Here is a 25746-nt window from a genome sequence, read left to right as displayed (position 1 = left end):
TTTAACGTGAGCAAGCTCTACGTCTACAATAAAGGCATGCCGTGCTTTATTTGTGTTCTAGGTCGAATTCGGTGGTGTGGCCGTCGCCGTGGATGAGTTGATAGCGGGATAAGTCGCCGTTATCTAACGTTATTAGGCTTATAGCTGAGTCGCTTACTAAATACTTTTGGCCTTCACCTAGGGTTTGGTGTTTGTCTACTTCCATGTGCCAGCGTTTGGTGAAAAAGTTAAGCGGGCTTTTGGGGCCGTATAAAATAGAGTCTAGTTTGTCTAGTACGTTTATTAACTTACGCGGGAATTCGTTTTTTATCCCGCTTGCGGTGAGCTGCCATATTCTGTTTGGGTGATCGCCAAAGCGCTTTTGCACCGAAAAACAAAACGAGTAATGTACATCGCCTGATAAAATAAGGGTTTCGTTTGGGGTGTCGGTGCGTCTAAAAGTGTCGAGTAGTTTTTTAGCCGAGCCTTCGTGGGCCATCCAGTTTTCTACATCCACCATCAGTGGCTGGCCGCATATATTAAAAGCCGCTTGAATGGCTTCTATTGATTTAACACCAAATACCGGCGCGGGCGATACTATAATGACTTTATCGTGGCTTAGTAGGCTTTCTTCAAGCTCTGTAAGGCGCTCCCAATCAAGCAGGCCTGATGGCTCGTTAAAATTACTTTCGTTACGCCAGCGGTGTGTGCGGGTGTCGAGCACCACAACTTTGGGTGTTGTAGTTAACTCGTAATGCCAATGGTTAAATTCGTTTAGGGGTTTATCAAACGCTTTAAATTGCCATTGGTTGTTAGCGCTTAAGCTTTGTTTAAATGGCGGTATTAGCGCGCCTGTTTTTGTTAGCGCATCGTTACCCATACCTTGGAACAACCAGTAACTTATTAGCCCATTATTAATTATGCGTTTACTGCTTGGGTTTTGGTTTATGGCTTGCTCCCATCCTGCGGTGAGGTTCCAATCGTCGGTTACGTCGTGATCGTCAAACATCATTAACGTCGACACATTAGCAAATAATTTTTCTACTTCATTCAGTCCTTTAGCATAGCCAAGTAACGCCGATTTTTCGGCATTAAAAATACGCTGATGCTCTTGGTTTTTGCCGGTGTATTGTGCGTTTTGTAAATCAACACATTGCCAGGCAGCGGCGCTTAAATTAAGTAAATAAAGCGCTATAAATTCTTCAAAGTGAATAAGGTGGTTAAATGCTTTTACGCTTGAAAAATGCGGCTCGTCTTTTTTAAGCCAGTAACCCACACCCAGCTTTGAGCGCTTTTGCCACGGTGTTTTGGGTAAAAAATGGTGCCTGTTGTATAACTGTTCATCAATTTTGTTAGGCAGTGGCAACGCCATAGGTTGCTCTTTATAAATACCTAGTTTTTCAATAAGCTGATGAATAACCAATAACATAGGCCCTGCTACATCGTCGGCGTAAACTTGGTCGCCGCTTAACAGCAATAATTGTGCGCCAGGTGTATTTTGGCTGCGCTGAGTGTTTTGCCATTGGCTTGCGGTGACTAGGCTATCTTTTGCGGGGTGATGCGCGTTTCGGCACGAGCCATGCAGTATGCTATTTAGTTTATTGGGTATAACAAATGCTGGAGTTACTTGGTTGCTGTAAGCCCAAGCTGATAGGTCAACCTCATTGCCATTTATTATTAATTGATACGCTATTAAAGTGTCGAGCGCAAAAGGTGTACTTGCCGGTTTTACAACTACAAAGTGTAAATAAAGGCGTTCGCCTAGTGTAATGGTTTGCTGCTCGCTAACACTTTGCGTATTGAGTATATTAATTTGGCACTGTGCGGGGGTTGACGTTGCAAATACTATGCACACGCCTGTTTGCTCAGCGCGGCGCACCATTGGCCCCATAAGTAACATAGGAAGTTGCGCCGCGTGAGTCGTCATATTATTAGCCTTTAGCTGCTAACTTAAATAGCGAGTAAAAGTTATCGGTGGTGGCTTTAGCTAGTTCGTTAAAGCTAATACCTTTTAACTCACTAATGTAATACGCTACATCTTGCACGTAAGCAGGCTGATTAGTTTGCCCACGGTGCGGTACGGGTGCTAAATACGGCGAATCTGTTTCTATTAGTAGTCGGTCGAGTGGGATTTGCTTTACCACGTCTTTAAGCTCTACTGCATTTTTAAACGTTACAATGCCTGAAATAGAAATATAAAAGCCCATATCTATGGCTTTTTTAGCCATGTCCCAGTCTTCTGTAAAACAATGCAGTACGCCGCCACAGTTTTCGGCGTTGTGCTCGCGCATTAGGTTTATGGTGTCGGCACGGGCGTCGCGTGTATGAATAATTAGCGGCTTATGTAGTTCGTTTGCCACGTCAATATGGCCTACAAAACTTGCTTGCTGCACTGCATGCGTGTCTTTTGCGTAGTAGTAATCTAGGCCTGTTTCGCCTATGGCAACTACTTTATTGTGTGACGCTAAATCAATTAATTGCTGTTTGTTAAGTGCGTCTTTTTGATCGAGCGGATGCACGCCACACGAGGCCGATACATCGTCGTAGTGTTTAATTTTATCAAGCATACTTGGGAATTGGTCAAGCGTTACGCTTACACATAAAAAGTGTTCAACCTGTTTGGCGCGTGCTTGGTCTAGCACTTGGTCTAGGTTTAAATCGAGTTTATCAAAATCAAGACGGTCTAAATGGCAATGCGAATCTACAATCAAAATTGGGCCTGTTTTTTACTACATGGTGTAAGTTGGATTACCGGAGTTTAACATAGTCCCCAGTAGTTTTTCGATCTTGGCGTTTAGGTTTGTTTTGTCGTCTAAAAAGCTAATTCCAATCCCTGGCGGGTTTGAGCTTTGCGCGCCCTGCGGGGTGATCCACGCAACCTTGCCAGTGACTATGTCGTCTTCTAGTGCGTCGGGAAGGGTTACACGTAACGCCAGCGAGTGCCCTACTTCGTAACGCATGTTAGTACGCACAAATAAGCCGCCTTTTTTTAAGTAAGGCATGTAACAGCGATATAATTCGTCTAGGTCGTCTATATCTACTAATAGCTCTTGCATGGTTAATCCTTTTATTTATTACGTAAAATGTACGCTAATCGCGATACGGCGAGCGGTAAATTAAGGCCGAGAATTTTGGTGTTATTTTGCAAAAATTCGCTGAGTGCTTGCTGCGCTTCTTGATACGCTTCAAAGCTCATACCTTGTAATAATTGCTGTTTTAATTGCTCGCTTAAAAATAAGGTAAATATACGAACCAGCTCCGGTTGTTTATTTATTATATCGACTAACGCTTTGAAATTATGGCTTTGTTTAAACTCAGTTGCAAACTTATAGAGGGTATCTATATTTTGTAACTGGTTTTGCTCTTGCCACTGTTTTACTTGTAATGGCTGGCTATAAAAAAGCGGTAGCCAAGGGTAATTTTGTATTTGTAACGACTCAAGCCATTGCTGCGCTAGTTGTGTACTTGTTACTTTTACGTCGGTTTTAGCGCATCGGCTTAAAATAGTGGCTGGCAATTGCGCAGGTTGGCTTGTGGTTAATATTAAAAACCGGCTATTGCTTGGCTCTTCTAGCGTTTTTAACAAGGCGTTAGCCGCTGCCATGGTCATTTTTTCGCAGTTTTCTATTACCACTACTTTGTTGCCATTTTGCGCCGCTGAGTGGTTCATAAAATCGCTAATGGCGCGTATGTCGTCTACGCCAATACTTTGGCCGTCTACCTGCGTTATGCGCTTGTCGGGGTGCGTACCCGCAAGATTAAGCGAGCAACTTTTACATTGCCCACATGGCGCTAAAATACTGTTTGGTGCGGCTGTTTGCTGGGTAATATTTTGGCATAACAAGGCATTGGCTAATTCGTCACTTAAGGCAAACTTACCTACACCCACAGGGCCACAAAACAATTGGGCATGATGAAAACGCTGACCACGAAAGCTTTGTGCTAAGTGTTGCTGTGTTTCATATAGCCAAGGTAGAGACATGTTATTTTAGCTCTTCAAAAAAAGTACGTAATACGTTTGTGATATCGCGATGTACTTTATCAATTTCTTGATTGGCATCTACGGTTTTAATAGAGTTGTCGTCGCTTGCAAGCTCTAGGTAGCGCATGCGTGTACGCTGAAAAAACTCAATAGCTTCTTGCTCTATTCGGTCAAGTTCACCTCGCCCTTTAGCACGTTCAAGGCCAATTACTGGGTCTATGTCGAGATAAATGGTTAAGTCGGGCTTTAGGCCTTTTAATACCATAGACGATAACGACGCTAGTGTATTTGAGCTAATACCGCGCCCGCCGCCTTGATACGCCTGCGACGATAAGTCGTGACGGTCAGCTAATATCCATTTACCTTGCTCTAGCGCAGGGTTTATTACGTTATGCATTAGCTGCGAACGTGCGGCGTACATAATAAGCAGCTCGGTTTCGAAGGCTATTTCTTCTTCGTGCTCGGCTTTTACTAATGTGCGTAACGACTCGGCCAATGGCGTGCCGCCAGGTTCGCGTACGTTAATGTAATCTATTTGTTTTTTGTTTAAAAAGTCTTGGCAAAGTGAAATAGCGGTTGATTTACCCGCGCCTTCTAAGCCTTCTACTACTATAAATTTTGGTTTCATAAACACGTTAATTCTTTTTATTTAAAATATAGGTTTTTACTGCCGCGTTATGTTGTTTTAACGTGGTAGAAAATTGGTGGCTGCCATCGCCTTTTGCTACAAAGTAAACATAGTCGCTTTGTGGCGGGTTTACCGCAGCTAAAATAGCTTCTTTTGATGGCATAGCTATTGGCGTTGGCGGTAATCCATCAATACGGTAGGTATTGTATGGCGTATGATTGCGTAAATCTTTGTATTTAATATCGCCGTCAAAGTTTTCACCCAGGCCATATATTACGGTTGGATCGGTTTGAAGGCGCATTTTTGTGTTTAACCGATTAACAAAAACCGAGGCAATTAACGGGCGCTCGCTGGCTACTGCGGTTTCTTTTTCAATAATTGAGGCCATTATTAGTGCCTCGTACGCGGTGCTGTAAGGTAAATTGTTAGCGCGTTTTTGCCATGCATCGCTTAGTGTTTGTTGCATAGTTTGTGCGGCGCGTTTTAATACACTGCTTGCGGTATCGTTATGCTGGTAGTGGTAAGTATCTGGAAATAACCAGCCTTCTAACAATGTATCTTCATTTATAATTTGCTTACCTAACTCGTCTAACTTTAGATCGTTATTTAAATTAGGCGCATTTTTAATATTTGCTAATACATCGCGCAGCGCTTGGCCTTCAATAATGGTAAAGCTAAAGCTGATTTGTTGACCTTGGTTTATTTTTTTTATGTTGTTAATAACACTGGTATTTGAAAGCTCGTAAAGCCCGGCTTTTAAATCAGTTAGTGTGGGGTCGAGCTTTGCAATAACTTGGTAACGCCAACAGCTTTCAACCCAGTTTTTTGCTTGCCATTGCTGGCATAATTTATTAAAACCGGTGCCCTTTTTTACCTCAAATTGCGTGCTTTGGCTTATATTTAGCGGGCTTTGAAGGGTTGCCTGCAATTGCTGATAGCCAATAGCTGTGCTAATGATCGCTAAAAAAGCGACTGATAAAATAACTTTTAACACTAAGCCTCCTTGGCTAATAAATTAGTTAGCAATGCGTTGCTGTGGGCAACATTAAAGCACTGTTGCTCTATGCGTTTAACAGGTACTGCATGCATTAAGCTGTTGCATACAAATACAGCATCGGCCTTGGTTAAATCGTTTACTGTAATGTGTTTAAACTCAACCGTTAATTTATCACATAACGCTTGCAGATAAACGCCCTTTATACCGCATTCATTGAGCTTTGGTGTAAATACTTTACCGTGTTTAATGGCAAATATATTAGCTGCTGAGGCTTCAATTACCTGGTTGTTGTAGTCAAGCACAAGTACGTCGTCGCAATTTTGCGTTTGCATGGCTTTTTTAATGAGTACTTGCTCTAACCTATTTAGGGTTTTTAGCCCCGCAAGTAAAGGCTGCGCCGCTAATTTAATAGGGCTTATTTCAAGGCTAACCCCCTGCTCTGCAAGTGCATTGTAGTTTGCAGGGTATTCAAGCACGCTTACTATAATTGTTAAATTACATTCGCTTGGTAAGTTATATCCACGCCCGCCTTCACCGCGTGTTACGAGTATTTTTAACACGCCCGTTTGCTTTTGTTTTACTTGATTGTGTATATGTTGCTCTAAATGGCTAAAGTCGAGTTCAGGAAAGGCTAATCGCTCGGCACATTCAGCTAGGCGAGCTTTGTGGTGGTGCCAATATTCAACTTGCCCATTTACAATTTTTGCTGTTGTAAAAAAACCATCGCCATAGTTTAAGCCTCTGTCGGTTATGCTAACGGCGTTTGAGTGGCTGGAATTTATGATTGTTTGCGTATTATTTATTATTTTTTGCATATAAAAAAAGCCCAGTTAAACAACTGAGCTCTTATAAAGTGGTTCGTTGTTAAAGAAGATTATACCTTTTTAAATAGCAACGAGCCATTAGTACCACCAAAGCCAAATGAGTTACACAGTGAGTAATCTAGTTTTGCATCGCGTGCTGTATGCGCAATGTAATCTAGGTCACAGCCTTCATCTGGGTTATCAAGGTTGATAGTAGGCGACACTTTTTGATCTTTTAGCGACAATATCGACACGATTGATTCAACTGAGCCCGCTGCACCCAGTAAGTGACCCATCATCGATTTAGACGAGCCAACCATTACGTCTTTTGCAGCATCACCAAAAATAGATTTAACGGCGGCTGTTTCGGCTTTGTCGCCTGCGTTGGTCGATGTACCGTGTGCGTTTATGTAACCAACTTGCTCTGCATTTACTTGCGCATCTTTTAATGCGTTTTCCATGGCAAGGGCTGCGCCTGCGCCGTCTTCTGGAGGAGATGTCATGTGGAATGCATCGCCACTCATACCAAAACCAACTAGCTCGGCATAAATGTTTGCGCCACGTGCTTTTGCGTGTTCGTATTCTTCAACAACTACAACACCCGCACCGTCAGAAAGTACAAAACCGTCACGGTCTTTATCCCACGGGCGCGACGCTGCTTGTGGGTCGTCGTTACGTGTTGATAATGCGCGTGCTGCGTTAAAGCCCCCCATACCTATAGGCGTACACGCTTTTTCGGCACCGCCAGCAACCATTGCGTCGGCATCGCCGTAGGCAATCATACGCGCTGCATGGCCAATGTTATGTAAACCTGTCGTACACGCAGTTACAATTGAAATATTAGGGCCACGTAGTCCGTACATTATTGATAAATGACCCGAGATCATATTAATAATGGTAGAAGGCACATAAAATGGAGATAGCTTACGTGGACCACTGTTAAGTAACTTGACGTGGTTTTCTTCAATTAGCGTTAGGCCGCCAATACCAGAACCAACAGCAACACCAATGCGCGTTGCGTTTTCTTCTGTGATTTCTAGGCCAGAATCTTTAAAGGCTTGAACACCCGCTGCTAAACCATATTGGATAAATAAATCCATTTTTTTTGCATCTTTTGGTGGCATATAAGCCGATGCATCAAAGTCGTTGATTAAACCAGCGAACTTTGTTCCAAATTTTGATGTGTCAAAGTGTGTTATTGTTTGTATTCCACTTTTAGCATCTAATAAGCCTTGCCAGGTTGATTGAACATCATTGCCTAGCGGCGTCAACATTCCTAAGCCAGTTACGACGACACGACGTTTAGCCACGGTTTGCCTCCAATAAGGGATATTTATAATTTTATTAAAATTTTAACCATTTTAATTTTTAAATGGTTTTTTAATCCAATTAGATTCACAAGGGGATCATCATACCCAAGCAACCTCAAAGTGCGAGTCTCAAACTTGTTTGACAACACATAACGCAAACAAAATTAATGTTAGTTAAATTTGGGGAGTTAAGGTTTGATTTTTGAATCATGAACTTTGAGGTGATTTGGATACATAGATTAAAGGCAGCGAATGCTGCCTTTAATATACAATTGATTACTCAGCGTGAGCTGTTACGTAATCGATTGCGCTTTGAACTGTAGTGATCTTTTCAGCTTCTTCGTCTGGGATCTCAGTGTCAAACTCTTCTTCAAGAGCCATTACTAGTTCTACAGTATCAAGAGAATCTGCACCTAGGTCATCTACGAAAGAAGATTCGTTTTTAACTTCTTCTTCTTTAACACCTAGTTGTTCAATGATAATTTTTTTTACGCGTTCTTGGATATCGCTCATTCTTCTTTCCTTTATTAAAACGCCAATGCGTTATTTTCAGATTGCGGGGTAGTTTACGCCGCATAATTCTCTGATTCAATGATTTGACCGTAAATAATTGTCTGGTCAAACCTCTGAGTGTGTGTTTTCCCTGTTATCGCTTATTTTAATAGCAATTTCAAGTTTGTTTAAAGCAAGTTCACAAATAATTCAATGTTTTTTAGTGAATTATGCCAACTTAATTTTACTCTTGTAATGGCTATATGGTTATTAAACCATATACATCGCGCCATTTACATGCAAAGTTTCGCCTGATACATACGCAGCAGCGTCAGATGCTAAATAACACACTGCAGCTGCAATTTCGTCAGGTTGACCTAAACGACCCGCTGGCACATTGGCTAAAGTGGCTGCTTTTTGGTCATCGGTTAGCTCGTTGGTCATATCTGTTTGGATAAAACCCGGTGCAATTACGTTCACTGTAATCCCGCGTGAGGCAACTTCACGTGCTAGTGATTTAGAAAAACCAATAACACCCGCTTTAGCCGCAGCGTAGTTAGCTTGCCCTGCATTACCCATAGTGCCTACTACCGAACCAATATTAATAATACGGCCGTTCTTTTTCTTCATCATTGGGCGTAATACTGCCTTAGACAAACGGAAAATAGAGCTTAGGTTGGTGTCGATAATATCGTCCCACTCGGCTTCTTTCATTCGCATCAGTAAATTGTCGCGCGTGATACCTGCGTTATTTACTAGTACGTCAATATCGCCTAAGTCGGCTTTTATTGCAGCCAAAGTAGCCTCAATTGAAGCAGGATCGGTGACGTTTAATGCATAACCTTTACCGTTATCACCTAAATAGTCACTAATGTTAGCCGCACCCGACTCGCTTGTTGCTGTACCAGCGACTTTTGCGCCTTGTGCAACCAGCATAGTTGCAATTGCTTTACCAATACCACGGCTTGCGCCTGTAATTAGGACAACTTTGCCCTCTAAAGAAAATAAGTTAGACATTTTTTTACTCTTATTTAGCTGTGTCAATTGAAGCGGCGTCGTTTACTGAGCCACATACCATTGCTTTATCAATTCGTTTTGCCAGGCCTGTTAATACTTTACCCGGACCAAATTCGTAGCTTTGCGTTACACCTTGCGCTACTAATGCTTGCACGGTTTCTGTCCAGCGTACTGGACTGTATAATTGACGCACAAGTGCATCTTTAATCGCGTCAGCTGAACTTTCTGCTTTTACATCTACATTATTGATTACATCACACTTAGGTGTATTAAATGTTAAAGCGGCTAAATCATTCGCCAGTTTTTCTGCTGCCGGCTTCATCAGTTCGCAGTGCGAAGGCACACTAACCGATAACGGTAATGCGCGTTTTGCGCCCACTTCTTTACAGGCTACTGATGCTCTATCTACTGCCGCTTTATGCCCGGCTATTACAACTTGACCTGGTGAGTTGTAGTTAACTGGCGATACAACTTCGCCTTGCGCTGATGCTGCACACGCCGCTTTAATTTCGTCGTCGCCTAAACCAATAATAGCCGCCATCGATCCCACACCTGCAGGTACGGCTTCTTGCATGTACAAGCCACGGTTTTCTACTAATTTTACAGCTTCGCTTAAACTAATTACGTTACTGCATACCAGTGCTGAATATTCACCTAAGCTGTGCCCGGCCATGACAACATCGGCGTCTGGGTTTTTAGCTAACCAGTCGCGATAAATCGCAACGCTTGCGGTTAATAATGCAGGTTGAGTTCGGTGGGTTTCGTTTAGTTTTTCTTCTGGACCGTTAAGAACTAACGCTGCTAAGTCGTATCCCAATGCGGTTGATGCTTCTGCAAACGTTGATTTTACAATGTCGGAGGTTTCTAAAAGCGCTTGTAACATACCTACGCTTTGCGAACCTTGACCTGGGAATAGAAGTGCAATTTTTTGTGCCATACTTTGCTCTTTTTAATTAAACAAATAAATAATGAAATACACGGCACATCAATTTACTGATTGGCCACCGTGTCTTTAGAATGTGTTTTTTCGAAAATAGCGGCTATTTTAGTGGGAAGTTGGCGTTCAACTTCTTTTACCGCTTCATCGATTGCTGCTTGAAATGCCTTAGCTGAGGCGTTTCCATGGCTTTTAACGACAATACCGCGCAATCCTACCAGAGAAGCACCGTTATACTGGTCGGGGTTCACCCTTTTATAGAGTTTTTTTATGATTGGGCTAAGGATAAACGCCATACATTTATATATAAGGTGTTTTTCGAGGGCTTTTGAGAACTTATTCATGATAAGTTTGGCTATGCCTTCACAGGTTTTAAGGGCAACGTTGCCAACAAACCCTTCGCATACGATAACGTCGGCCTTACCTGTAAAAATATCGCTACCTTCACTGTAACCAATATAATTTATATGTGGGCTTTGCTGCATTAATTGCGCAGCGTGTTTTATGTCGTCGTGGCCTTTTATGTCTTCGGCACCAATGTTTAACAAACTTACGCGTGGGTTATCACAACCAAGCGCTTGGCCTGCAACCACTGAGCCCATTAGGCCAAATTGATAGAGTATTTCGCTATCGCAGTGTACGTTTGCGCCTAAGTCGAGTAAATACACTGGGTTTTTACGCTCTGTTGGTACAGATGAAATAAGTGCGGGACGTTTTACACCAGGCAACATTTTTAATACGTAATGCGCCATAAAAAATAACGCGCCAGTATTACCTGAACTTACGCATGCTTGAGCCTCGCCTGATTTAACTAAATCAAGGGCAATGCGCATTGAGGAATCTTTTTTTGAACGAACAGCAACAGCAGGTTCGCAGGCATTAGTGACTATTTCACTGCAATGACGAATTATGAGTCTTGGGTGAGATAAAGAATCGAGGGATTCGAGTTCTTTAGATATAACTTGCTCGTTACCACACAGTATAAGTGTAAGGTTGGCGTGAGCGTTTACTGCACTAACAGCAGCAGGAATAGATGAACGGGGGCCGTAATCGCCCCCCATCATATCTAACGCTATGGTTAGATTATTCAGCATCAAAGCAATCTCTTAGTTAGAAATTACTTGAACGCCTTTGTAGTAACCGTCAGCAGTTACATGGTGACGACGATGAGTCTCACCTGAAGTTTGGTCAACTGTTAAAGTTGGACCGTTGATCGCATCGTGTGAACGGCGCATGCCGCGTCTTGCACGAGACTTTTTGCTTTTTTGTACAGCCATTAGTCTTCTCCTAAGAATCTTTCTTAAGTTGTTTCAAAATATCAAATGGATTTGGTTTATCATCTTCCGCTTTTAATACACCAAAGCTGGCAGGCTTTGACGAGTAATTGCACGAAGCTTCGTTGTGTGTAGGCACTAATGGCACCGCTAAAATTAATTCGTCTTCGATTAACTCAAACACGTTAATTTCACCGTTTTCATCAAGCGCTACTTCATCGTAGTCTTCTGGAAGATCATCCGACTCAGCATCCAAACCAATTGGCGAATACATAAAGTCTTGATCCAAATCCAACCCTAAATCATCATTACAACGTTGACAAGTTACAGTAACGTGTGTGGACAAATTGCCGCTAATCACAACTAAACCTTGCTCATCGTTTTTGCACTGAATTTTTACCGCTATTTCACCTACTTCTTCCTGTACAACACCTCGTAAACGAGTCAGTTTTTCAAGCGGTACAATACCATCGTATGATAAACGGTGTTGCGCTGCTTTCCCAGGATGAAGAGTGAAGGGAATTTTTACCTTTTGCATAGGGGCTGCATCATATAGATAGTTAGTTTGTTAGTCAAAGTAAAAAACCATTTTTACTAGGTTTTTCACGTGTTTTACTTACGGATCTGATTTATCCTAACTCAATCTGATTTATCTTAGGAAAACCATTCATGAAGCACTCGCTTATTTTAGCCTCAAGCTCGCCTTTTAGGCAGTCTTTATTACAAAAATTTAATTTACCGTTTAAAGCCTTTTCACCCGATGTTGACGAATCAGCACTTGAAAACGAAACACCCAATGAGTTAGTTAAGCGTTTAAGTGAACTTAAAGCTACTGAAGCTACTAAACATTTTAACGAAGGTTTAGTTATTGGCTCTGATCAAGTGGCTGTGTTTAATGACCAAATTTTAGGTAAGCCGCACACTAAAGAAAACGCCGTAAAGCAATTGAGCCTGTTTAGTGGCCAAACAGTTACTTTTTTAACCGGATTATGTGTTTTTGATATTCAAAGTGGGCAAAGTAGAAGCCTTGTTGAACCATTTAATGTGACTTTTAAAACACTCACTACAGCACAAATTAGCGCTTACTGCGATGCAGAACAGCCTTATAATTGTGCTGGTAGCTTTAAAAGTGAAGGACTCGGCATTTGTTTATTTGAAAAACTAAGCGGTGACGATCCCAATAGTTTAATTGGATTGCCACTCATTAAACTCAGCCAATTATTAGCTGAGTTTAATGTTGATGTGTTGAGCCTACAAACCAAATAACGCTTGCTTTAAGTGTTAGCCTATTAAAACCTGTTGCAACTGTTGGTAGCTATCGACTGTTGCAATTGGGTTATACTCACTTAATTGCAGTGCATTGTGTACACCCATAGTAACGCCTATTCGGTCCATGTTTGCTGCCCTACCCATTGCCATATCAATTTGTGTATCACCTATCATTACAGCTTCATTGGCACTTACGCCAAGCTCCGCTAATAATTGATAAAGCATATCAGGTGAGGGTTTAGACTGTGCGTCGTCACTTGTGCGGGTTGCACTAAAAAAATGCCTCAGCTGGCTTTGATCTAATAAGCGTTCTAAACCGTCTCTTCCTTTACCTGTTGCAATAGCAAGTACTACCCCATTTTGTTTAAGGGCATTGAGGACGTTTGCTACATCATCAAATACAGGTGTAGGTGTTGGGTCAACTTTATAATGTGCCTTGTATGCATTAATTAGTGCGGTTTGCTTTGTTGGGTGACTGGGGAATAGCACCTCCATTGCCTTTTCAAGCGACAGCCCAATAATATTTTTTATTGCGGTGTCGCTTGGCGGTGCAATATTTAAAGATTGTGCACTGCATTTAATACAGTTAACTATTTTGCCAATTGAGTCCATGATGGTGCCGTCCCAATCAAAAATAACTAATTTGTATTGATTATTGGCCATGCATTAAGACTCTTTAGCTGCGCGTAACTTTAATAAGCAATTGCTAAGGGCTTTATCAAGGGGTGCTTCTACGCGCATAGTGGTTTCGTTTTTAGGGTGATAAAAACTTAAATCGTGCGCGTGTAAAAATAAGCGATTTAAACCTACTTTGCGCATTCCTGCGTCAAACGCTTGGTCACCGTATTTATCGTCGCATGCAATTGGGTGCCCTTTGCACTGGGTGTGAACACGAATTTGGTGTGTTCGCCCTGTTACTGGCGACGCTTGTACAAGTGAACATTCGTTAAAACGCTCTAGTACTTTAAAACGAGTATGCGACGGCTTGCCTTCAACATTATCTACACGTACAACGCGCTCGCCCGATTTAAGCGTGTTTTTGCGCAGGCCTTCGGTTACGTTTTTAGTTTTACCATCCCACTGGCCGTCAACTAACGCCCAATAGTTTTTTTCCATGGTTTTTTCACGAAGTTGTTCGTGTAACGATGTTAAAACTGAGCGGCGTTTTGAAATTAGTAGACACCCCGATGTATCGCGGTCAAGCCTGTGTACTAGCTCAAGGTTGCGCTCTTCAGGGCGAAGTACGCGCAGCGCTTCTATTAAGCCATAACTTAAACCACTGCCGCCATGAACAGCCATGCCTGATGGTTTATTTATAACAATGAGGTATTTGTCTTCAAATAAAATATCGTCTTCAAGGCGCGTTACTTTATCTAGTTTTGAAGGCACAAACTCTTCGCGCTCTGCCACTTTTATAGGTGGGATACGAATAACGTCGTCTAACTGTAATTTATATACTGGCTTAATACGTTTTTTATTTACACGCACCTCGCCTTTACGAAGAATTTTGTAGATTGCGCTTTTAGGCACCCCTTTTAAATGGGTAATAAGAAAGTTATCAATTCGCTGACCTAAATGGTCTTCGTTGATTGTGACAAAAGATACTTGTAAGCCGGTTTTTTCTGACATTGCCTAATCACTGATTTAAGTAAAATAATTTAGTTGCTAACACTGTTATAATAGTGGGATAATCAGCAGCGCAAATATTTAGTATTTGCAAATAACAACGGTGCTTTTTAACTTAACACATTAAAACATTCGTGATGCACATTCTGGGTAGCCGATCATACAGATCCGAGTTAAGTTTTCCAAAGCTTTTATACATACCTAGTAAACACGTGCGGTCAACTAGCAGCAATGCGCGTAATATATTGCAGGTTAAGTTTGAACATGAAGTGGTTTTTAATGCGATTGAAAAAGCAATGAACAGATAATTTGTCTGATAGTGACGGCGTAAAAAACGCCGTTCAGCAACTGCTCAATTATTGTAGTACCGTAAAGCAGCTTATTTAGAACTAAAAAAATCTAATAAATAAGTATTCATTAACATCGGCAGCGAATTTTGCTCTTAAACCAGGATTTAGCGATACATCACACTGTATTGCTCACCCACTTAATGAGCCCTACGCGCCTAATATGAATGACATTTAATAAGATTGATATGACAGGCCGACTTCTGGGTAAAACTTGTAGACGTAGCTGAAAAGCCGACAGTTTTAACACCATTAAGAATTTAATAGCGTTTAGTACGCTATTGTTTGCCAGCATTTAAAAAATACTGCTTACGAAAATACAGAGCCGTTCCGTTAAAGACCCAGTCGTGAGGCTGCACATTCTAAAAATAGGAACAACTGAACAGGCGAGAAAACATCGTCATGTCAGCGACATAATTTAATAGAGTAACAATATGAAACGTATGCTAATCAATGCAACGCAGCAAGAAGAAATGCGCGTAGCACTGGTTGATGGCCAGCGCCTATATGATTTAGATATAGAAAGCCCAGGTCACGAACAGAAAAAAGCCAATATTTATAAAGGCAAAATCACACGCATTGAACCATCTTTAGAAGCAGCATTTGTTGATTACGGTGCTGATCGCCATGGTTTCCTTCCTTTAAAAGAAATTGCCCGCACTTACTTCCCTGCTGGTTACACCTTTAATGGTCGTCCGAATATTCGTGACGTGATCAAAGAAGGCCAAGAAGTAATAATTCAGGTTGATAAAGAAGAACGTGGCCAAAAAGGCGCAGCGTTAACAACTTTTATTAGTGTTGCTGGTAGTTACTTGGTACTTATGCCTAACAACCCTCGTGCTGGCGGTATTTCTCGCCGTATTGAAGGTGATGAGCGTACCGAACTTAAAGAAGCACTCAGCCGTTTAGAATTACCTAAAGGTATGGGCTTAATTGTGCGTACTGCGGGTGTTGGTAAATCATTTGAAGAATTAAATTACGATTTAAAAGCGTTATTAGTTCACTGGGAAGCTATTAGACAAGCTGCCGACAGTGCTAAAGCGCCGTTTTTAATTCACCAAGAAAGCAACGTAATTTTCCGTGCGATTCGTGATTATTTACGTCGTGATATTGGCGAAATTTTAATTGATAAGCCACGTGTTTTTGAAGAAGCTAAAGCGCACATTGAGCGTTTTCGTCCTGACTTTATGAGCCGAGTTAAGCTTTACCAAGGCGACACACCGTTATTTACGCATTACCAAATTGAAAGCCAAATTGAGTCTGCGTTCCAACGTGAAGTGCGTTTACCATCAGGCGGTTCAATTGTTATTGACCCTACTGAAGCACTTACGTCTATCGATATCAACTCGTCTAAAGCTACAAAAGGCGGCGATATTGAAGAAACAGCACTTAATACTAACCTTGAAGCAGCTGACGAAATTGCACGCCAATTACGTTTACGCGACTTAGGTGGTTTGATTGTTATAGATTTCATCGATATGACACCGCCACGTCACCAGCGTGAAGTAGAAAACCGCTTAAAAGACGCTGCGCGCCCAGATCGTGCTCGTGTACAAATTGGTAAAATTTCTCGCTTTGGTTTACTTGAAATGTCGCGTCAGCGCCTACGCCCTTCGTTAGGTGAAGCAAGCCAAGGTGTGTGTCCTCGTTGTAGTGGCCAAGGTACAGTTCGTTCTAACGAGTCGATTGCTCTGTCTATCCTTCGTTTGATTGAAGAAGAAGCAATTAAAGACAACACTTCTCAAGTAAATGCACAAGTACCTGTTGCTGTTGCCGCCTACTTGTTAAACGAACAACGCCGTAGTGTTCACCGTATTGAAAAGCATCACAAATGTGATGTAGTGATTATTCCTAATCAACACATGGAAACACCACACTACGAAGTAATGCGCTTACGCAAAGACGAAACACTTGAAACGGTAAGTTACGAGCAAGTTGTTGCGCCTGAACCAGAAGCGTTTGAAATGTCAAAATCGCCTGCAGCACCTGTTCGTGAAGAGCCTATGCTAAAAGGTGTTGTTATGCCTTCAAGCCCCGCTCCACAAGCAGCGCCGGCTCCAGCAGCTAAGCCTGCAGCGGTAGCCGCTAAAGAAGAAGCGGGTTTATTTACTGCACTTGCGAACTGGTTTAAATCTATTTTTGCTAGCGAAACACCTGAGCAGAAAAAAGAAGCCGCTGAAAAGCAGCAAGAAGAAGCACGTAATAATAAACGTCGTGGAAACGATAATCGTCGTCGTAATAACAATCAACGTCGTCGCAATAACCCACGCTCTAAACAGCGCACAGACCGCAATACTGATGAAGTAGAAACAAAAACTAATTCACCGGTAGCAAACGAGAACCAAGAGAAGAACGAAAACCGCAACAAGCGTCGTCGTAATTCTAACTCTCGTAAGCGCCCTGAGCACAAAGCTGATAAAGATCAAACTAAAGCGGCAGATGCGCCTGCAAAAGCAAATGATGATACCAATGTAGCGGAAGCACCTAAAGAGCAAAAGCCTAAGGTTCGTCGTCAACGTCGTAACGTTCGTAAGAAAGTACGTATTCAGGACGAAAACACTGAGCAACTACAAGCAACTGAACAAACTCCTGTTGAAACAGCTACAGTAGAAGAAAAGCCGCAGGTTCAAGCAAAGCCTGAAGTTCAAGAAAAGCCAGTAGCCGCTGAAAAGCCTACACCGGTAAAAGAAGAAAAAGTTGAGACTGTTGAGTCGAAAGATAAAACTGTAGAAACTGAAGAAGAACAAACACGTACACGTTCACGTCGTTCTCCTCGCCATCTTCGTGCATCGGGTCAGCGTCGTCGTCGCCCAGAAGGCGAAAATGCTGAAAGTAAATCTGATGAAGCGCCTGCTTTTGTGCCAGTTGCTGACCAAGCTGCTGCAGAGTACGAAGCAGAACTTAAGGCAAAATCGGAAGAAACGGCTGTTGACGCTTCTGAACAGGTTGAACAAGCCGTTGCTGTTGAAGATTTAGCTAAAGTTGAAGTGGCTCAAGAGCAAGTAAAAACTGAAGAGCCAGTTAAAACTGAAGAGCCAGTTAAAACTGAAGAGCCAGTTAAAACTGAAGAGCCAGTTAAAGCTGAAGAACCAGTGAAAGCTGAAGAACCAGTTAAAGCTGAAGAACCAGTGCAAGCTGAAGAACCAGTGCAAGCTGAAGAACCAGTGCAAGCTGAAGAGCCAGTGCAAACTGAAGAACCAGTGCAAACTGAAGAACCAGTGCAAGCTGAAGAACCAGTGCAAGCTGAAGAACCAGTGAAAGTTAAAACTGAAGAGCCAGCTTTAGAAGCTGAAGTGGTACCGGTTGAGACTACAGAGACGCCTGTAGAAGCTAAAGAAGCACCAGTAGTTGAAAAAGCGGCTGAGGCAACTTTAAATTCTAAAACAGTGATCACTAAAGGACACGCAAGTGCGCCAATGGCACAACCTGCTCCAGCAGCAGATAGTGAAGTAAAACATGTACCAGTGGCTATGGCTCACGATAAACGTGAACTTATCCCTGATAGTGGTTTACGCCCGGGTTCAATTAAACCTGCTGGTCGTGCAAGTTCTGCAATGACAAAAACGTTAAGCGCTGATTAGTAAATAACGCTTAATTTAAAAGCCCCGCTATTTTAAATAGCGGGGCTTTTTTGTTTTAAGTGAAGGAGAAGCTAAAAAGAAGTGACTATCAAATTACTAACGTCTTCTCTGTGAAGCGCGAAGCGCCTCGGTGCTCTCGGTGGTCCTATTTTATTTATAAAAAATAAGAAACTTCGCTTATAACTTGAGAAAGCTCTTAGTCTACAAATAAATATCAAACTTTCCCCCTAGGCGGCTGCTTGCTGGCTTTAAATGCTAGATTTATATCCTTAAAAACAAATATGCACAAAGAGATTAAGAGACGCTGCGCTTTTAGAGAAGTGAAAATGCGGCTTAAATTTTTTTGTCTGCTCATTTTCTCCTCATTCACTTCTCTTTGTGCAATTAAGATCTTTAAAATTTGAAGCTGCGCTTCTAACGTGATCAAGTTCAACGTCTAAAAAATCAACTTACACTTTACCCTGTAGGCGTGAAGCTTGCTCACGCAAAATTGTTTAAAAAAAGTGATATTGTCACCACCGAGAAGTGAAGGAGAAGCCAAGGAGTAGTGATTTAAGGGTTATTGTCTTCTCTGTGAAGCGCGCAGCGCCTCTGTGTTCTCCGTGGTCGTATTTTATTTATAAGTAACAAGAAGCTACGCTTTTAATAATTAAAGCGCCAGCTAGCAAGGCGCCTACAAGTAAAATAAACACCCTGCATTGCTAAGTGATTATGTCATCAAGGAGAAGTAACTACCAAATTACTATTGTCTTCTCTGTGAAGCGCGAAGCGCCTCGGTGCTCTCGGTGGTCGTATTTTATTTATAAGTAATAAGAAGCTTCGCTTCTAACGTGATCAAGTTCAACGTCTAAAAAATCAACTTACACTTTACCCTGTAGGCGTGAAGCTTGCTCACGCAAAATTGTTTAAAAAAGTGATATTGTCACCACCGAGAAGTGAAGGAGAAGCCAAGGAGTAGTGATTTAAGGGTTATTGTCTTCTCTGTGAAGCGCGCAGCGGCTCAGTGTTCTCGGTGGTAATATTATATTTATAAGAAACTGCACTTAAGAAAAATGAAAAAAGGCTGAATTTTACTTGTCTGCTCATTTGCCCCTCATTCACTACTCTTTAACAATTAAGATCTTTAATCTATTTGTAGATACGAAATTAGCAGCTAGCTTTAAATTAACTATTGGCGTAACAGGCAATAAAAAAGCGCGATATAAATATCACGCTTTAAATCTCTTTATTGTGGGAGTGCTTGGCTTATTCGCCTTCACTTTCCATAAAGCGTTGCAGTTGATCTTTAAGGTTTGGTGGAATACCTTTAATCACTAACGTATCTGTTGCTTCGTTGTAGGTTACACGCTCACCTAAATGCTTGCGCTCAAAGCTTACACTCACACCGCCGCCTAAGCCTGAAAATTTAACCATACTGGTCACGGTTTTTTTATCGACTGGGAACGTTTCTTCTAAATCGTAACTTTGGTCCTTGCAAAAGCTGTCAAACGGACTGTCATCGCCTTTTGAAATAGCCGCTGATAGTTCGGTTACGCTTGCTTCTTCACCGGTCGTTACACAATCGTTACAGTAATCAAAAACCTGCTTACGTAAATCGTCTTTTTCTGATTTATCAAACTGCTGCTCAGATAGGTAATCTTCTACTGCATTTAGCATAACTTGGCTTTGTTGTTTAGGATCAACACCTTCTTCACAGCCTAAAAAGTCTAAGAAAAAATCAGCAACTTTTCGCCCTGCTCTGCCTTTAATAAACGAAATATAACGATTATCCTCAGGTTGTGTATCCCAAGCCGTTAAATCTATACGTGCTGCTAATTGCATACGAGAAATATCAAGATGACGCGATGCTGCTAAATCAAGCTCAGAGGTCATTGAGTAATGCTCTTTGATATTAATCATAGCAATTAACATGTAGTCCGTAGCCACGTACTGATAATGACAAAATACCAAATAGCCTGTTTCGTTAAATGCGTATTTATCTAGCTCTTCTTTTAATACGGTAGATGCTTGCTCAGTTAAATGCCAAAAGCCCAGCTCGTTATTGCGGTAACTTTGCATAGATGACGCAACAATACTGTTTTTCTCACCACTGAAGGCACAGTAACCTTTACCTGGCTTACCCGTGAATGCATGGTGTAATTGTTCGATAAAAACAGCGACTTTATCATTAATGATCATTTCGTCGTTGCGAAGGTGAATTTGCGTATCGTCATCTTTTTTGTCTACATAATGAACGACTAATTTTTTAACGTCTGTTGTCATCTTTGTTTTTCACGCCTCAAGTGTTAAAATACGGGAATATAACTATTTTATTGAACCAACTGATGCCAATCTTATCAAAATACTCTAATGAAGAAGTAGAACAAATCGTCGACCAGCTTATTGATGTGCTAACTCAACACAAAGCACCGGTTGATTTAAGTCTTATGTGTTTAGGAAATTCTATCACGCATATCCTAAAAGAGCATGTACCAACAGGGAAAAGACAAGCTGTAACTGAGAACTTTGCAAAAGCACTTTCACAGTCGGTTAAATAAACGCATGAATTTATCGCAGCACAATCAGTTTTCATCAAAAGCAAGTCAGTTGCTAAGTTGGGGGCATTGGTTTACCTTCGCCAACATAGGTTTAGCGCTTCTAATTAGCTTAAGCTATTTATTTGCTGACTCGCCACCAACAAGCTTCATGGGCATTACATACATGCTAGTAACATGGCTTAGCCATACTAGCTTTATTGCCTTCTTGGCGTTTGTGCTGACGGTGTTTCCTTTAAGTTTAGTGTTTCCTTACCCACGCCATATTCGTGGCATGGCCGCTATTATTGCAACCTGTGGCGCGTCTTTATTAACTTTAGACGCCTATGTGTATGTTAACTTAGGTTATCATTTAAACCCATCAGCCCTGCCTGAAATTATTTCCTTACTTTCGAACCGCTTAACCACTTCTCCAGCGCTTACCACATTTCTTGCGGGCGGTATTGTGCTATTGATTTTAGGTTTTCAATTAGTGGTAAGCAATTATACTTGGCACCATTTGGCACGCTTAAAGCAGTTTAAGTTTGCTCGCTATGCAATTTCATTCTTAGTGGTCTGTTTTGCTCTTAGCCACAGCATTCATATTTGGGCAGACGCTAACTTAAAATTTGATATTACCAAGCAAGACAATGTGTTACCGCTTTCGTACCCAACCACGGCTAAAAGCTTACTGGCTAAAAACGATTTACTAGATATAGAAACTTATAACCAAGCTCATAGCGTAAAAATTAATAACCAAAATATTAATTACCAGCCACCGGCTCCACTGGCAAAGTGTGATGACTTTACTCAGGCTAATGTAGATATATTTGTATTTGAAACTGATGCACAACTAGTAGAGTTTGCAAGTAACCACAAAGGGCTTCATAAAACTGAACTGTTTTTACAGCCTACTAACCATGACGATACGCTGTTTGGTTTAGTATATGGTTTACCTTCATTTTACAAAGCCGCTATTTTACAAGAACAAATACCGCCTGCATGGCAAAGTCAGCGCCGTAGTATTAAAGTTATGGGTATTGATAGCCTTAGCTTTATTAATGATCAAGCTCATACCAATAATGCCATTAGAGTTATTAATGGTGCTGCCGAGCAAGCGCCACGTAACAACTCGCATATTTTTGCCTTTAGTTTAGCAAGCGAAAACGCTGAAGTAGTCACTACATCAACCTTATATACCTCTGATAAAAACATTGCAGAAGTAAATGGGCTTATCCAACCTAGCGATTTAATTACAACAAGCGTTGGCAAATACTTAAACTGCAGTGTCATTGCTAAGCAAACAATGCTCGGTGTAAATTTGTACAAGAAAAAAGATGACATGGGTGTTAACTACAGCCAAGGTGTTGTAATTGCATATAAAAAAGATCGAATAACTTTAATAGACTCAGATGGTAACTTTAAAAACATTTCTGCCGCTGAGGGGTTTTCTATTGAACAACGCTTAGATATCCCATTTTTAGTACAAAGCATTAAAAAGCTAAAAACCTTCTCTGAATAGTCATGATGTTAACCTAGCTTGCGATAATGCCAAGCTAGGTTATAGTTTTATAACACGTTAAATGCTTAGCAAAAAAATACGTTCATGGATGGCTATTATGACTAAACCTACTTACCTTTTTATTGTGCTTGGTACTCTTTTATTGAGTACACACAGCAACGCAACCACCTACTACAAATGCGTGACCGAAAAAGGCACAACCTTTTCTCAGTTCCCTTGCGATAACCAAGCGACAGCTTATAAGGTGACTACAGCTAATGTCACAGAGTCAGGTCCTGATGTTGATTATTCAAAACAATTAAATGCACTTGAACGAGAACAGCTTTTAAAAGACTTAGAGGCAGAGCTACGCAGTAACAACCATAAGCTTGCTATTCTCGACAGAAACAAACAACGTAATGAATACAAGCAAAAGGAACGCCTAAATCATATTCTGGCTGACGACGATAAAAAGCGAATTGCAAAAGACATTACCAAAAAACTGAAGCTAATAAATAAAGAATATAAAAAAGAAATATCTACAGTCACCAAACGAATTAAAAAACTTGAGAAAAAAATCGAACGTTACAAAAAAAGTAATTAGCAAATATATTACTTAACTTACAATTTGTACTTTTAGTTTATCGATTAATTTAGCCCTAATTAATTTAGCTTGGTTTTAAACTTAAAATAACATACCCTTAACAAAATAGAGTATAAACTCTAGTGTCAATTAAGGAGTGCTAATGCAGCCACGTAGTATTGCTGAATTAATTTTAACTGGCTTTAAAAAGCACTATCAGCTTTTTCAAAAAATAACCGCTCAAGCGCCCCTTGCCTTTGCCAAACAAGACTGGCAAGCAATTAATGATATTAGCCGTTTACGTATTAGTTATTACGATGAGCGTGTTAACGAAACAATACATACCTTAAAGCAAGACCATCCCTCGTACGAACTTGACGAAACCCTTTGGCTTGAAGTTAAAAAGCTATACCAAGAGTTCTTGTGCTTTCACCCTCAGGCTGAACTTGCTGAAACATTTTATAATTCGGTGTTTTGCAGGCTTTACCATAGACGCTATTTTCATAACGATTTTATATTTGTACAAGCCACCCTAAAAGATGCGCCATCGGTTCCTGTTGAGTCAGAATACCGAAGTTACTTTCCGGTTGTTGATGGTCTTAAACCCACAATTAAACGCATTATTAACCACTTTGACTTTAAAGCACCTTTTGTTGATTTAGAACGCGATATTCGTCTGCTAGTAAAAGCATTTTATAAGCAAGCCCCCGACACTCATCATCAACCCTGGAAAATGCGCTTTGATATTTTACATACCGCGTTTTATCGCAATAAAGCGGCTTACATAGTGGGACGGGTTGTGTCTGAAAGTGGTGTTCAGCCGTTTATAATTGCTGTTCTTCATCACGAAGATAAAGGCTTATATCTAGATGCCCTACTCACTAAATCATCACAGATGCGTGTTATTTTTGGTTTTGCCCGCGCTTACTTTATGGTTGAAACGCACGCGCCTTCTGCGCTGGTACGCTTTTTAAATGAGCTTATGCCCAATAAAACTATGGCTGAACTCTATAACGCTATAGGCTTTCATAAGCAGGGAAAAACCGAGTTTTATCGAGAATTTTTAAATCATTTAACGCACTCAAATGACGAATTTACCATTGCACCAGGTACTCCAGGTATGGTGATGATGGTGTTTACCCTGCCTTCTTTTGGTTATGTATTTAAAGTCATTAAAGACAAATTTGGTGAGAGTAAACCATTTGGCCGCGATACAGTTTTGAAAAGGTATCAACTCGTAAAAAGCCATGACCGAGTTGGCAGAATGGCCGATACAATAGAATATTCAAACGTCGTATTTCCTTTGGCGCGCTTTGATAGTAATTTACTTGAGCAGCTGCACAAAACAATTGGCTCGTCGATGGTCATTGAAGGTGATTGGCTGATCATAAAACATTTGTATATTGAGCGCCGTATGACGCCACTGAACTTATTTTTAGAAAATGCTGACGACGAAAGCGCTGCAGATGCAATAGAGGAATACGGCCAAGCCTTAAAAGAAATGATAGCGGTTAATATTTTTCCTGGTGATATGCTATTGAAAAACTTTGGCGTAAGTAAACATAAACGCATTATTTTTTATGATTACGACGAAGTACAATATTTAACAGACATGAACTTTAGAGCTTTACCTAAAGCGAAAAGTTACGATGATTACTTAATGGATGAGCAAACTTACTCTGTTGCCCCGCAAGACGTTTTTCCGGAGCAACTTTGCACATTTGTAACACCCAATCCAACATACAAACAGTTTTTAATAAGCACACACCCTGAACTGATTGATGTTAATTTTTGGAAGCAGGCCCAACAAAATATAAAAAATGGCCTAATAAATCATATTTACCCGTACCCGACAGCACAGCGTTTTATCCATCACTGGTAAACGCAAGGACACACACATGAATATAAGCAAAATAGATTTAAATTTACTTGTATACCTCGATACACTACTTCGAGAGTGCAACGTTACACGCGCAGCAAATCAACTTAGCATTACTCAACCGGCCATGAGTAACGGCCTAAAGCGTCTTCGTAACCTTTTTAACGATCCTATTTTAGTTCGTACCAGCGATGGTATGGTACCAACAGAGCGTGCCATAGAGTTACAGCCAGTCATTCGTGGCATACTTATGACACTTGAAGAAACACTTGCACCAAATAGAGAGTTTGAAGCCAGCCAAAGTAAACGTGTATTTAGGATAATGGCCAGTGACTATGCAGCAAGCACACTTGCACCAAAACTACTGAGCAAACTGCACGAAGAAGCCCCAGATACAACCTTAGATATACTTACGCCAAGTGACGTGACCTTTCATGATGTTGAAAATGGTAAAGTAGATATGGCAATCAACCGCTTTGAAAATCTGCCACAATCGTTTCACCACAAACGTATATGGAAAGACAGCTTTTGCTGCCTTGTAAAAGCAGACAACCCAATTATTGAAAACTTCAGCCTTGATAGCTATCTTAAAGCGCGCCATATATGGGTGAGTAAAACGGGGTTTGGTGTGGGCGTTGGTATGGACCCTAAAGATGTGCAAAAGCTAGGTTGGGTTGATGAAGCACTTGCTCACTTTGGGAAACACCGAAATATTGCCACATTTACACGTAATTACCATGTAGCCATTCACTTGGCAAAAGAGCAAAATTTAGTGGCCACTTTGCCATCAAAGGCCGCAAATATTTATTTAGACGATGCCGGCCTTAAAATTTTAGAGCCACCATTTCCTATTCCTCCTTTTGAGTTAGATATGATCTGGAGCCCACTGCTACACAGGGATGCAAGCCATATTTGGCTTCGCCAAAAAGTCGCTGAAGTCGCTGAAGAGCTAAAATAAACTTATTACACGGTTATTTGTAAGATTTGCTAGGCGTAATATTGTTTTTTCGCCTAGCTATTTTTAATAA

The 25746-nt window shown here is 41.1% G+C and carries 24 protein-coding genes; 7 read left to right on the top strand and 17 right to left on the bottom strand.

The annotated features are described in order from the left end of the window. Positions 1-46 precede the first annotated feature (46 nt). The 14 genes from PS1M3_RS06465 to yceD all read right to left on the bottom strand — a co-directional run bounded on the left by PS1M3_RS06465 (position 47) and on the right by yceD (position 11957). Positions 47-1906 carry an alkaline phosphatase D family protein gene (locus PS1M3_RS06465; RefSeq protein ID WP_203986839.1) on the bottom strand — a complete coding sequence of 620 codons (1860 nt, stop codon included), beginning with the start codon at positions 1904-1906 and terminating at the stop codon, positions 47-49. 4 nt (positions 1907-1910) lie between these two features. Then, positions 1911-2690, bottom strand: coding sequence for a TatD family hydrolase (locus PS1M3_RS06460; RefSeq protein WP_010557318.1), 780 nt, complete (start codon positions 2688-2690; stop codon positions 1911-1913). Between the two features lie 18 nt (positions 2691-2708). Further along, on the bottom strand, positions 2709-3035 hold the full coding sequence (locus PS1M3_RS06455) for a PilZ domain-containing protein (RefSeq protein WP_006792298.1): 327 nt from the start codon (positions 3033-3035) through the stop codon (positions 2709-2711). A gap of 11 nt (positions 3036-3046) precedes the next feature. Next, complete coding sequence (locus PS1M3_RS06450; protein ID WP_138741239.1) at positions 3047-3961, bottom strand: DNA polymerase III subunit; 915 nt, start codon at positions 3959-3961, stop codon at positions 3047-3049. Position 3962: 1 nt separating this feature from the next. After that, complete coding sequence (gene tmk, locus PS1M3_RS06445; RefSeq protein WP_010557316.1) at positions 3963-4589, bottom strand: dTMP kinase; 627 nt, start codon at positions 4587-4589, stop codon at positions 3963-3965. Between the two features lie 7 nt (positions 4590-4596). Then, entirely contained in the window at positions 4597-5583 is a 987-nt protein-coding gene (mltG, locus tag PS1M3_RS06440; protein WP_203986837.1) for an endolytic transglycosylase MltG, read from the bottom strand. After that, positions 5583-6401, bottom strand: coding sequence for an aminodeoxychorismate lyase (gene pabC / locus PS1M3_RS06435; protein ID WP_203986835.1), 819 nt, complete (start codon positions 6399-6401; stop codon positions 5583-5585). The genes mltG and pabC overlap by 1 nt, the downstream gene beginning before the upstream one ends. A 59-nt stretch (positions 6402-6460) precedes the next feature. After that, positions 6461-7699, bottom strand: a complete 1239-nt coding sequence (gene fabF, locus PS1M3_RS06430; RefSeq protein ID WP_058429082.1) for a beta-ketoacyl-ACP synthase II — start codon at positions 7697-7699, stop codon at positions 6461-6463. A gap of 276 nt (positions 7700-7975) precedes the next feature. Beyond that, a complete protein-coding gene (gene acpP, locus PS1M3_RS06425) occupies positions 7976-8212 on the bottom strand; it encodes an acyl carrier protein (protein ID WP_006792304.1) in 237 nt (78 codons plus the stop codon). A gap of 249 nt (positions 8213-8461) precedes the next feature. Then, the gene (gene fabG, locus PS1M3_RS06420) at positions 8462-9208 is read right to left on the bottom strand and encodes a 3-oxoacyl-ACP reductase FabG (protein WP_006792305.1); all 747 of its coding nucleotides are present in this window, start codon (positions 9206-9208) and stop codon (positions 8462-8464) included. Between the two features lie 10 nt (positions 9209-9218). After that, complete coding sequence (fabD, locus tag PS1M3_RS06415; RefSeq protein WP_203986833.1) at positions 9219-10145, bottom strand: ACP S-malonyltransferase; 927 nt, start codon at positions 10143-10145, stop codon at positions 9219-9221. A gap of 53 nt (positions 10146-10198) precedes the next feature. Next, positions 10199-11239: a phosphate acyltransferase PlsX gene (gene plsX, locus PS1M3_RS06410; RefSeq protein WP_203986831.1), complete on the bottom strand. Its 1041-nt coding sequence runs from the start codon at positions 11237-11239 to the stop codon at positions 10199-10201. Between the two features lie 12 nt (positions 11240-11251). After that, positions 11252-11422, bottom strand: coding sequence for a 50S ribosomal protein L32 (gene rpmF, locus PS1M3_RS06405; protein ID WP_004587686.1), 171 nt, complete (start codon positions 11420-11422; stop codon positions 11252-11254). A 10-nt stretch (positions 11423-11432) separates the two neighbouring features. Then, entirely contained in the window at positions 11433-11957 is a 525-nt protein-coding gene (yceD, locus tag PS1M3_RS06400) for a 23S rRNA accumulation protein YceD (RefSeq protein WP_008126337.1), read from the bottom strand. A gap of 131 nt (positions 11958-12088) precedes the next feature. On the opposite strand from yceD, the gene PS1M3_RS06395 reads away from it, so the two are divergent. Further along, positions 12089-12685 carry a nucleoside triphosphate pyrophosphatase gene (locus tag PS1M3_RS06395; RefSeq protein ID WP_039037883.1) on the top strand — a complete coding sequence of 199 codons (597 nt, stop codon included), beginning with the start codon at positions 12089-12091 and terminating at the stop codon, positions 12683-12685. 15 nt (positions 12686-12700) lie between these two features. On the opposite strand, the gene PS1M3_RS06390 is transcribed toward PS1M3_RS06395, so the two are convergent. Both PS1M3_RS06390 and rluC read right to left on the bottom strand, forming a co-directional pair. Beyond that, complete coding sequence (locus tag PS1M3_RS06390) at positions 12701-13351, bottom strand: HAD-IA family hydrolase (protein WP_203986828.1); 651 nt, start codon at positions 13349-13351, stop codon at positions 12701-12703. Positions 13352-13354: 3 nt separating this feature from the next. Beyond that, positions 13355-14317, bottom strand: coding sequence for a 23S rRNA pseudouridine(955/2504/2580) synthase RluC (rluC, locus tag PS1M3_RS06385; protein ID WP_058406047.1), 963 nt, complete (start codon positions 14315-14317; stop codon positions 13355-13357). Between the two features lie 778 nt (positions 14318-15095). Between rluC and rne the strand changes: the two genes are divergently transcribed. Further along, positions 15096-18242, top strand: coding sequence for a ribonuclease E (gene rne, locus PS1M3_RS06380; protein ID WP_203986826.1), 3147 nt, complete (start codon positions 15096-15098; stop codon positions 18240-18242). A gap of 1245 nt (positions 18243-19487) precedes the next feature. On the opposite strand, the gene yejK is transcribed toward rne, so the two are convergent. Continuing rightward, the gene (gene yejK, locus PS1M3_RS06375; RefSeq protein WP_006794655.1) at positions 19488-20504 is read right to left on the bottom strand and encodes a nucleoid-associated protein YejK; all 1017 of its coding nucleotides are present in this window, start codon (positions 20502-20504) and stop codon (positions 19488-19490) included. Positions 20505-20566: 62 nt separating this feature from the next. Here yejK and PS1M3_RS06370 point away from each other — a divergent pair, with 62 nt between their 5' ends. The 5 genes from PS1M3_RS06370 (at position 20567) to PS1M3_RS06350 (ending at position 25676) form a co-directional block, all read left to right on the top strand. Then, on the top strand, positions 20567-20779 hold the full coding sequence (locus tag PS1M3_RS06370) for a DUF1414 domain-containing protein (RefSeq protein ID WP_006794656.1): 213 nt from the start codon (positions 20567-20569) through the stop codon (positions 20777-20779). 4 nt (positions 20780-20783) lie between these two features. Continuing rightward, positions 20784-22277 (top strand): DUF3413 domain-containing protein, encoded by a 1494-nt coding sequence (locus PS1M3_RS06365; RefSeq protein WP_203986823.1) that lies wholly within the window; start codon positions 20784-20786, stop codon positions 22275-22277. 97 nt (positions 22278-22374) lie between these two features. Then, positions 22375-22860: a DUF4124 domain-containing protein gene (locus tag PS1M3_RS06360; protein WP_138740634.1), complete on the top strand. Its 486-nt coding sequence runs from the start codon at positions 22375-22377 to the stop codon at positions 22858-22860. A gap of 142 nt (positions 22861-23002) precedes the next feature. After that, positions 23003-24721: a bifunctional isocitrate dehydrogenase kinase/phosphatase gene (gene aceK / locus PS1M3_RS06355; protein WP_058429091.1), complete on the top strand. Its 1719-nt coding sequence runs from the start codon at positions 23003-23005 to the stop codon at positions 24719-24721. A 16-nt stretch (positions 24722-24737) separates the two neighbouring features. Continuing rightward, on the top strand, positions 24738-25676 hold the full coding sequence (locus PS1M3_RS06350; protein WP_203986821.1) for a LysR family transcriptional regulator: 939 nt from the start codon (positions 24738-24740) through the stop codon (positions 25674-25676). Positions 25677-25746 lie beyond the last annotated feature (70 nt).

This window comes from Pseudoalteromonas sp. PS1M3, assembly GCF_016865405.1.
Lineage (GTDB): Bacteria > Pseudomonadota > Gammaproteobacteria > Enterobacterales > Alteromonadaceae > Pseudoalteromonas > Pseudoalteromonas marina.
The sequence above is the reverse complement of the archived record's forward strand: the minus strand, read 5'-3'. Positions and strand labels throughout refer to the sequence as shown.

Coding starts and splice junctions, on each gene's coding strand:
- PS1M3_RS06390 (WP_203986828.1), bottom strand. CDS start 13,351: ATGGCCAATAATCAATACAAATTAGTTATTTTTGATTGGGACGGCACC.
- yejK (WP_006794655.1), bottom strand. CDS start 20,504: ATGACAACAGACGTTAAAAAATTAGTCGTTCATTATGTAGACAAAAAA.
- PS1M3_RS06370 (WP_006794656.1), top strand. CDS start 20,567: ATGCCAATCTTATCAAAATACTCTAATGAAGAAGTAGAACAAATCGTC.
- fabD (WP_203986833.1), bottom strand. CDS start 10,145: ATGGCACAAAAAATTGCACTTCTATTCCCAGGTCAAGGTTCGCAAAGC.
- PS1M3_RS06455 (WP_006792298.1), bottom strand. CDS start 3,035: ATGCAAGAGCTATTAGTAGATATAGACGACCTAGACGAATTATATCGC.
- PS1M3_RS06365 (WP_203986823.1), top strand. CDS start 20,784: ATGAATTTATCGCAGCACAATCAGTTTTCATCAAAAGCAAGTCAGTTG.
- rluC (WP_058406047.1), bottom strand. CDS start 14,317: ATGTCAGAAAAAACCGGCTTACAAGTATCTTTTGTCACAATCAACGAA.
- PS1M3_RS06350 (WP_203986821.1), top strand. CDS start 24,738: ATGAATATAAGCAAAATAGATTTAAATTTACTTGTATACCTCGATACA.
- fabG (WP_006792305.1), bottom strand. CDS start 9,208: ATGTCTAACTTATTTTCTTTAGAGGGCAAAGTTGTCCTAATTACAGGC.
- acpP (WP_006792304.1), bottom strand. CDS start 8,212: ATGAGCGATATCCAAGAACGCGTAAAAAAAATTATCATTGAACAACTA.
- PS1M3_RS06465 (WP_203986839.1), bottom strand. CDS start 1,906: ATGACGACTCACGCGGCGCAACTTCCTATGTTACTTATGGGGCCAATG.
- tmk (WP_010557316.1), bottom strand. CDS start 4,589: ATGAAACCAAAATTTATAGTAGTAGAAGGCTTAGAAGGCGCGGGTAAA.
- pabC (WP_203986835.1), bottom strand. CDS start 6,401: ATGCAAAAAATAATAAATAATACGCAAACAATCATAAATTCCAGCCAC.
- yceD (WP_008126337.1), bottom strand. CDS start 11,957: ATGCAAAAGGTAAAAATTCCCTTCACTCTTCATCCTGGGAAAGCAGCG.
- rpmF (WP_004587686.1), bottom strand. CDS start 11,422: ATGGCTGTACAAAAAAGCAAAAAGTCTCGTGCAAGACGCGGCATGCGC.
- PS1M3_RS06360 (WP_138740634.1), top strand. CDS start 22,375: ATGACTAAACCTACTTACCTTTTTATTGTGCTTGGTACTCTTTTATTG.
- rne (WP_203986826.1), top strand. CDS start 15,096: ATGAAACGTATGCTAATCAATGCAACGCAGCAAGAAGAAATGCGCGTA.
- plsX (WP_203986831.1), bottom strand. CDS start 11,239: ATGCTGAATAATCTAACCATAGCGTTAGATATGATGGGGGGCGATTAC.
- PS1M3_RS06450 (WP_138741239.1), bottom strand. CDS start 3,961: ATGTCTCTACCTTGGCTATATGAAACACAGCAACACTTAGCACAAAGC.
- PS1M3_RS06395 (WP_039037883.1), top strand. CDS start 12,089: ATGAAGCACTCGCTTATTTTAGCCTCAAGCTCGCCTTTTAGGCAGTCT.
- aceK (WP_058429091.1), top strand. CDS start 23,003: ATGCAGCCACGTAGTATTGCTGAATTAATTTTAACTGGCTTTAAAAAG.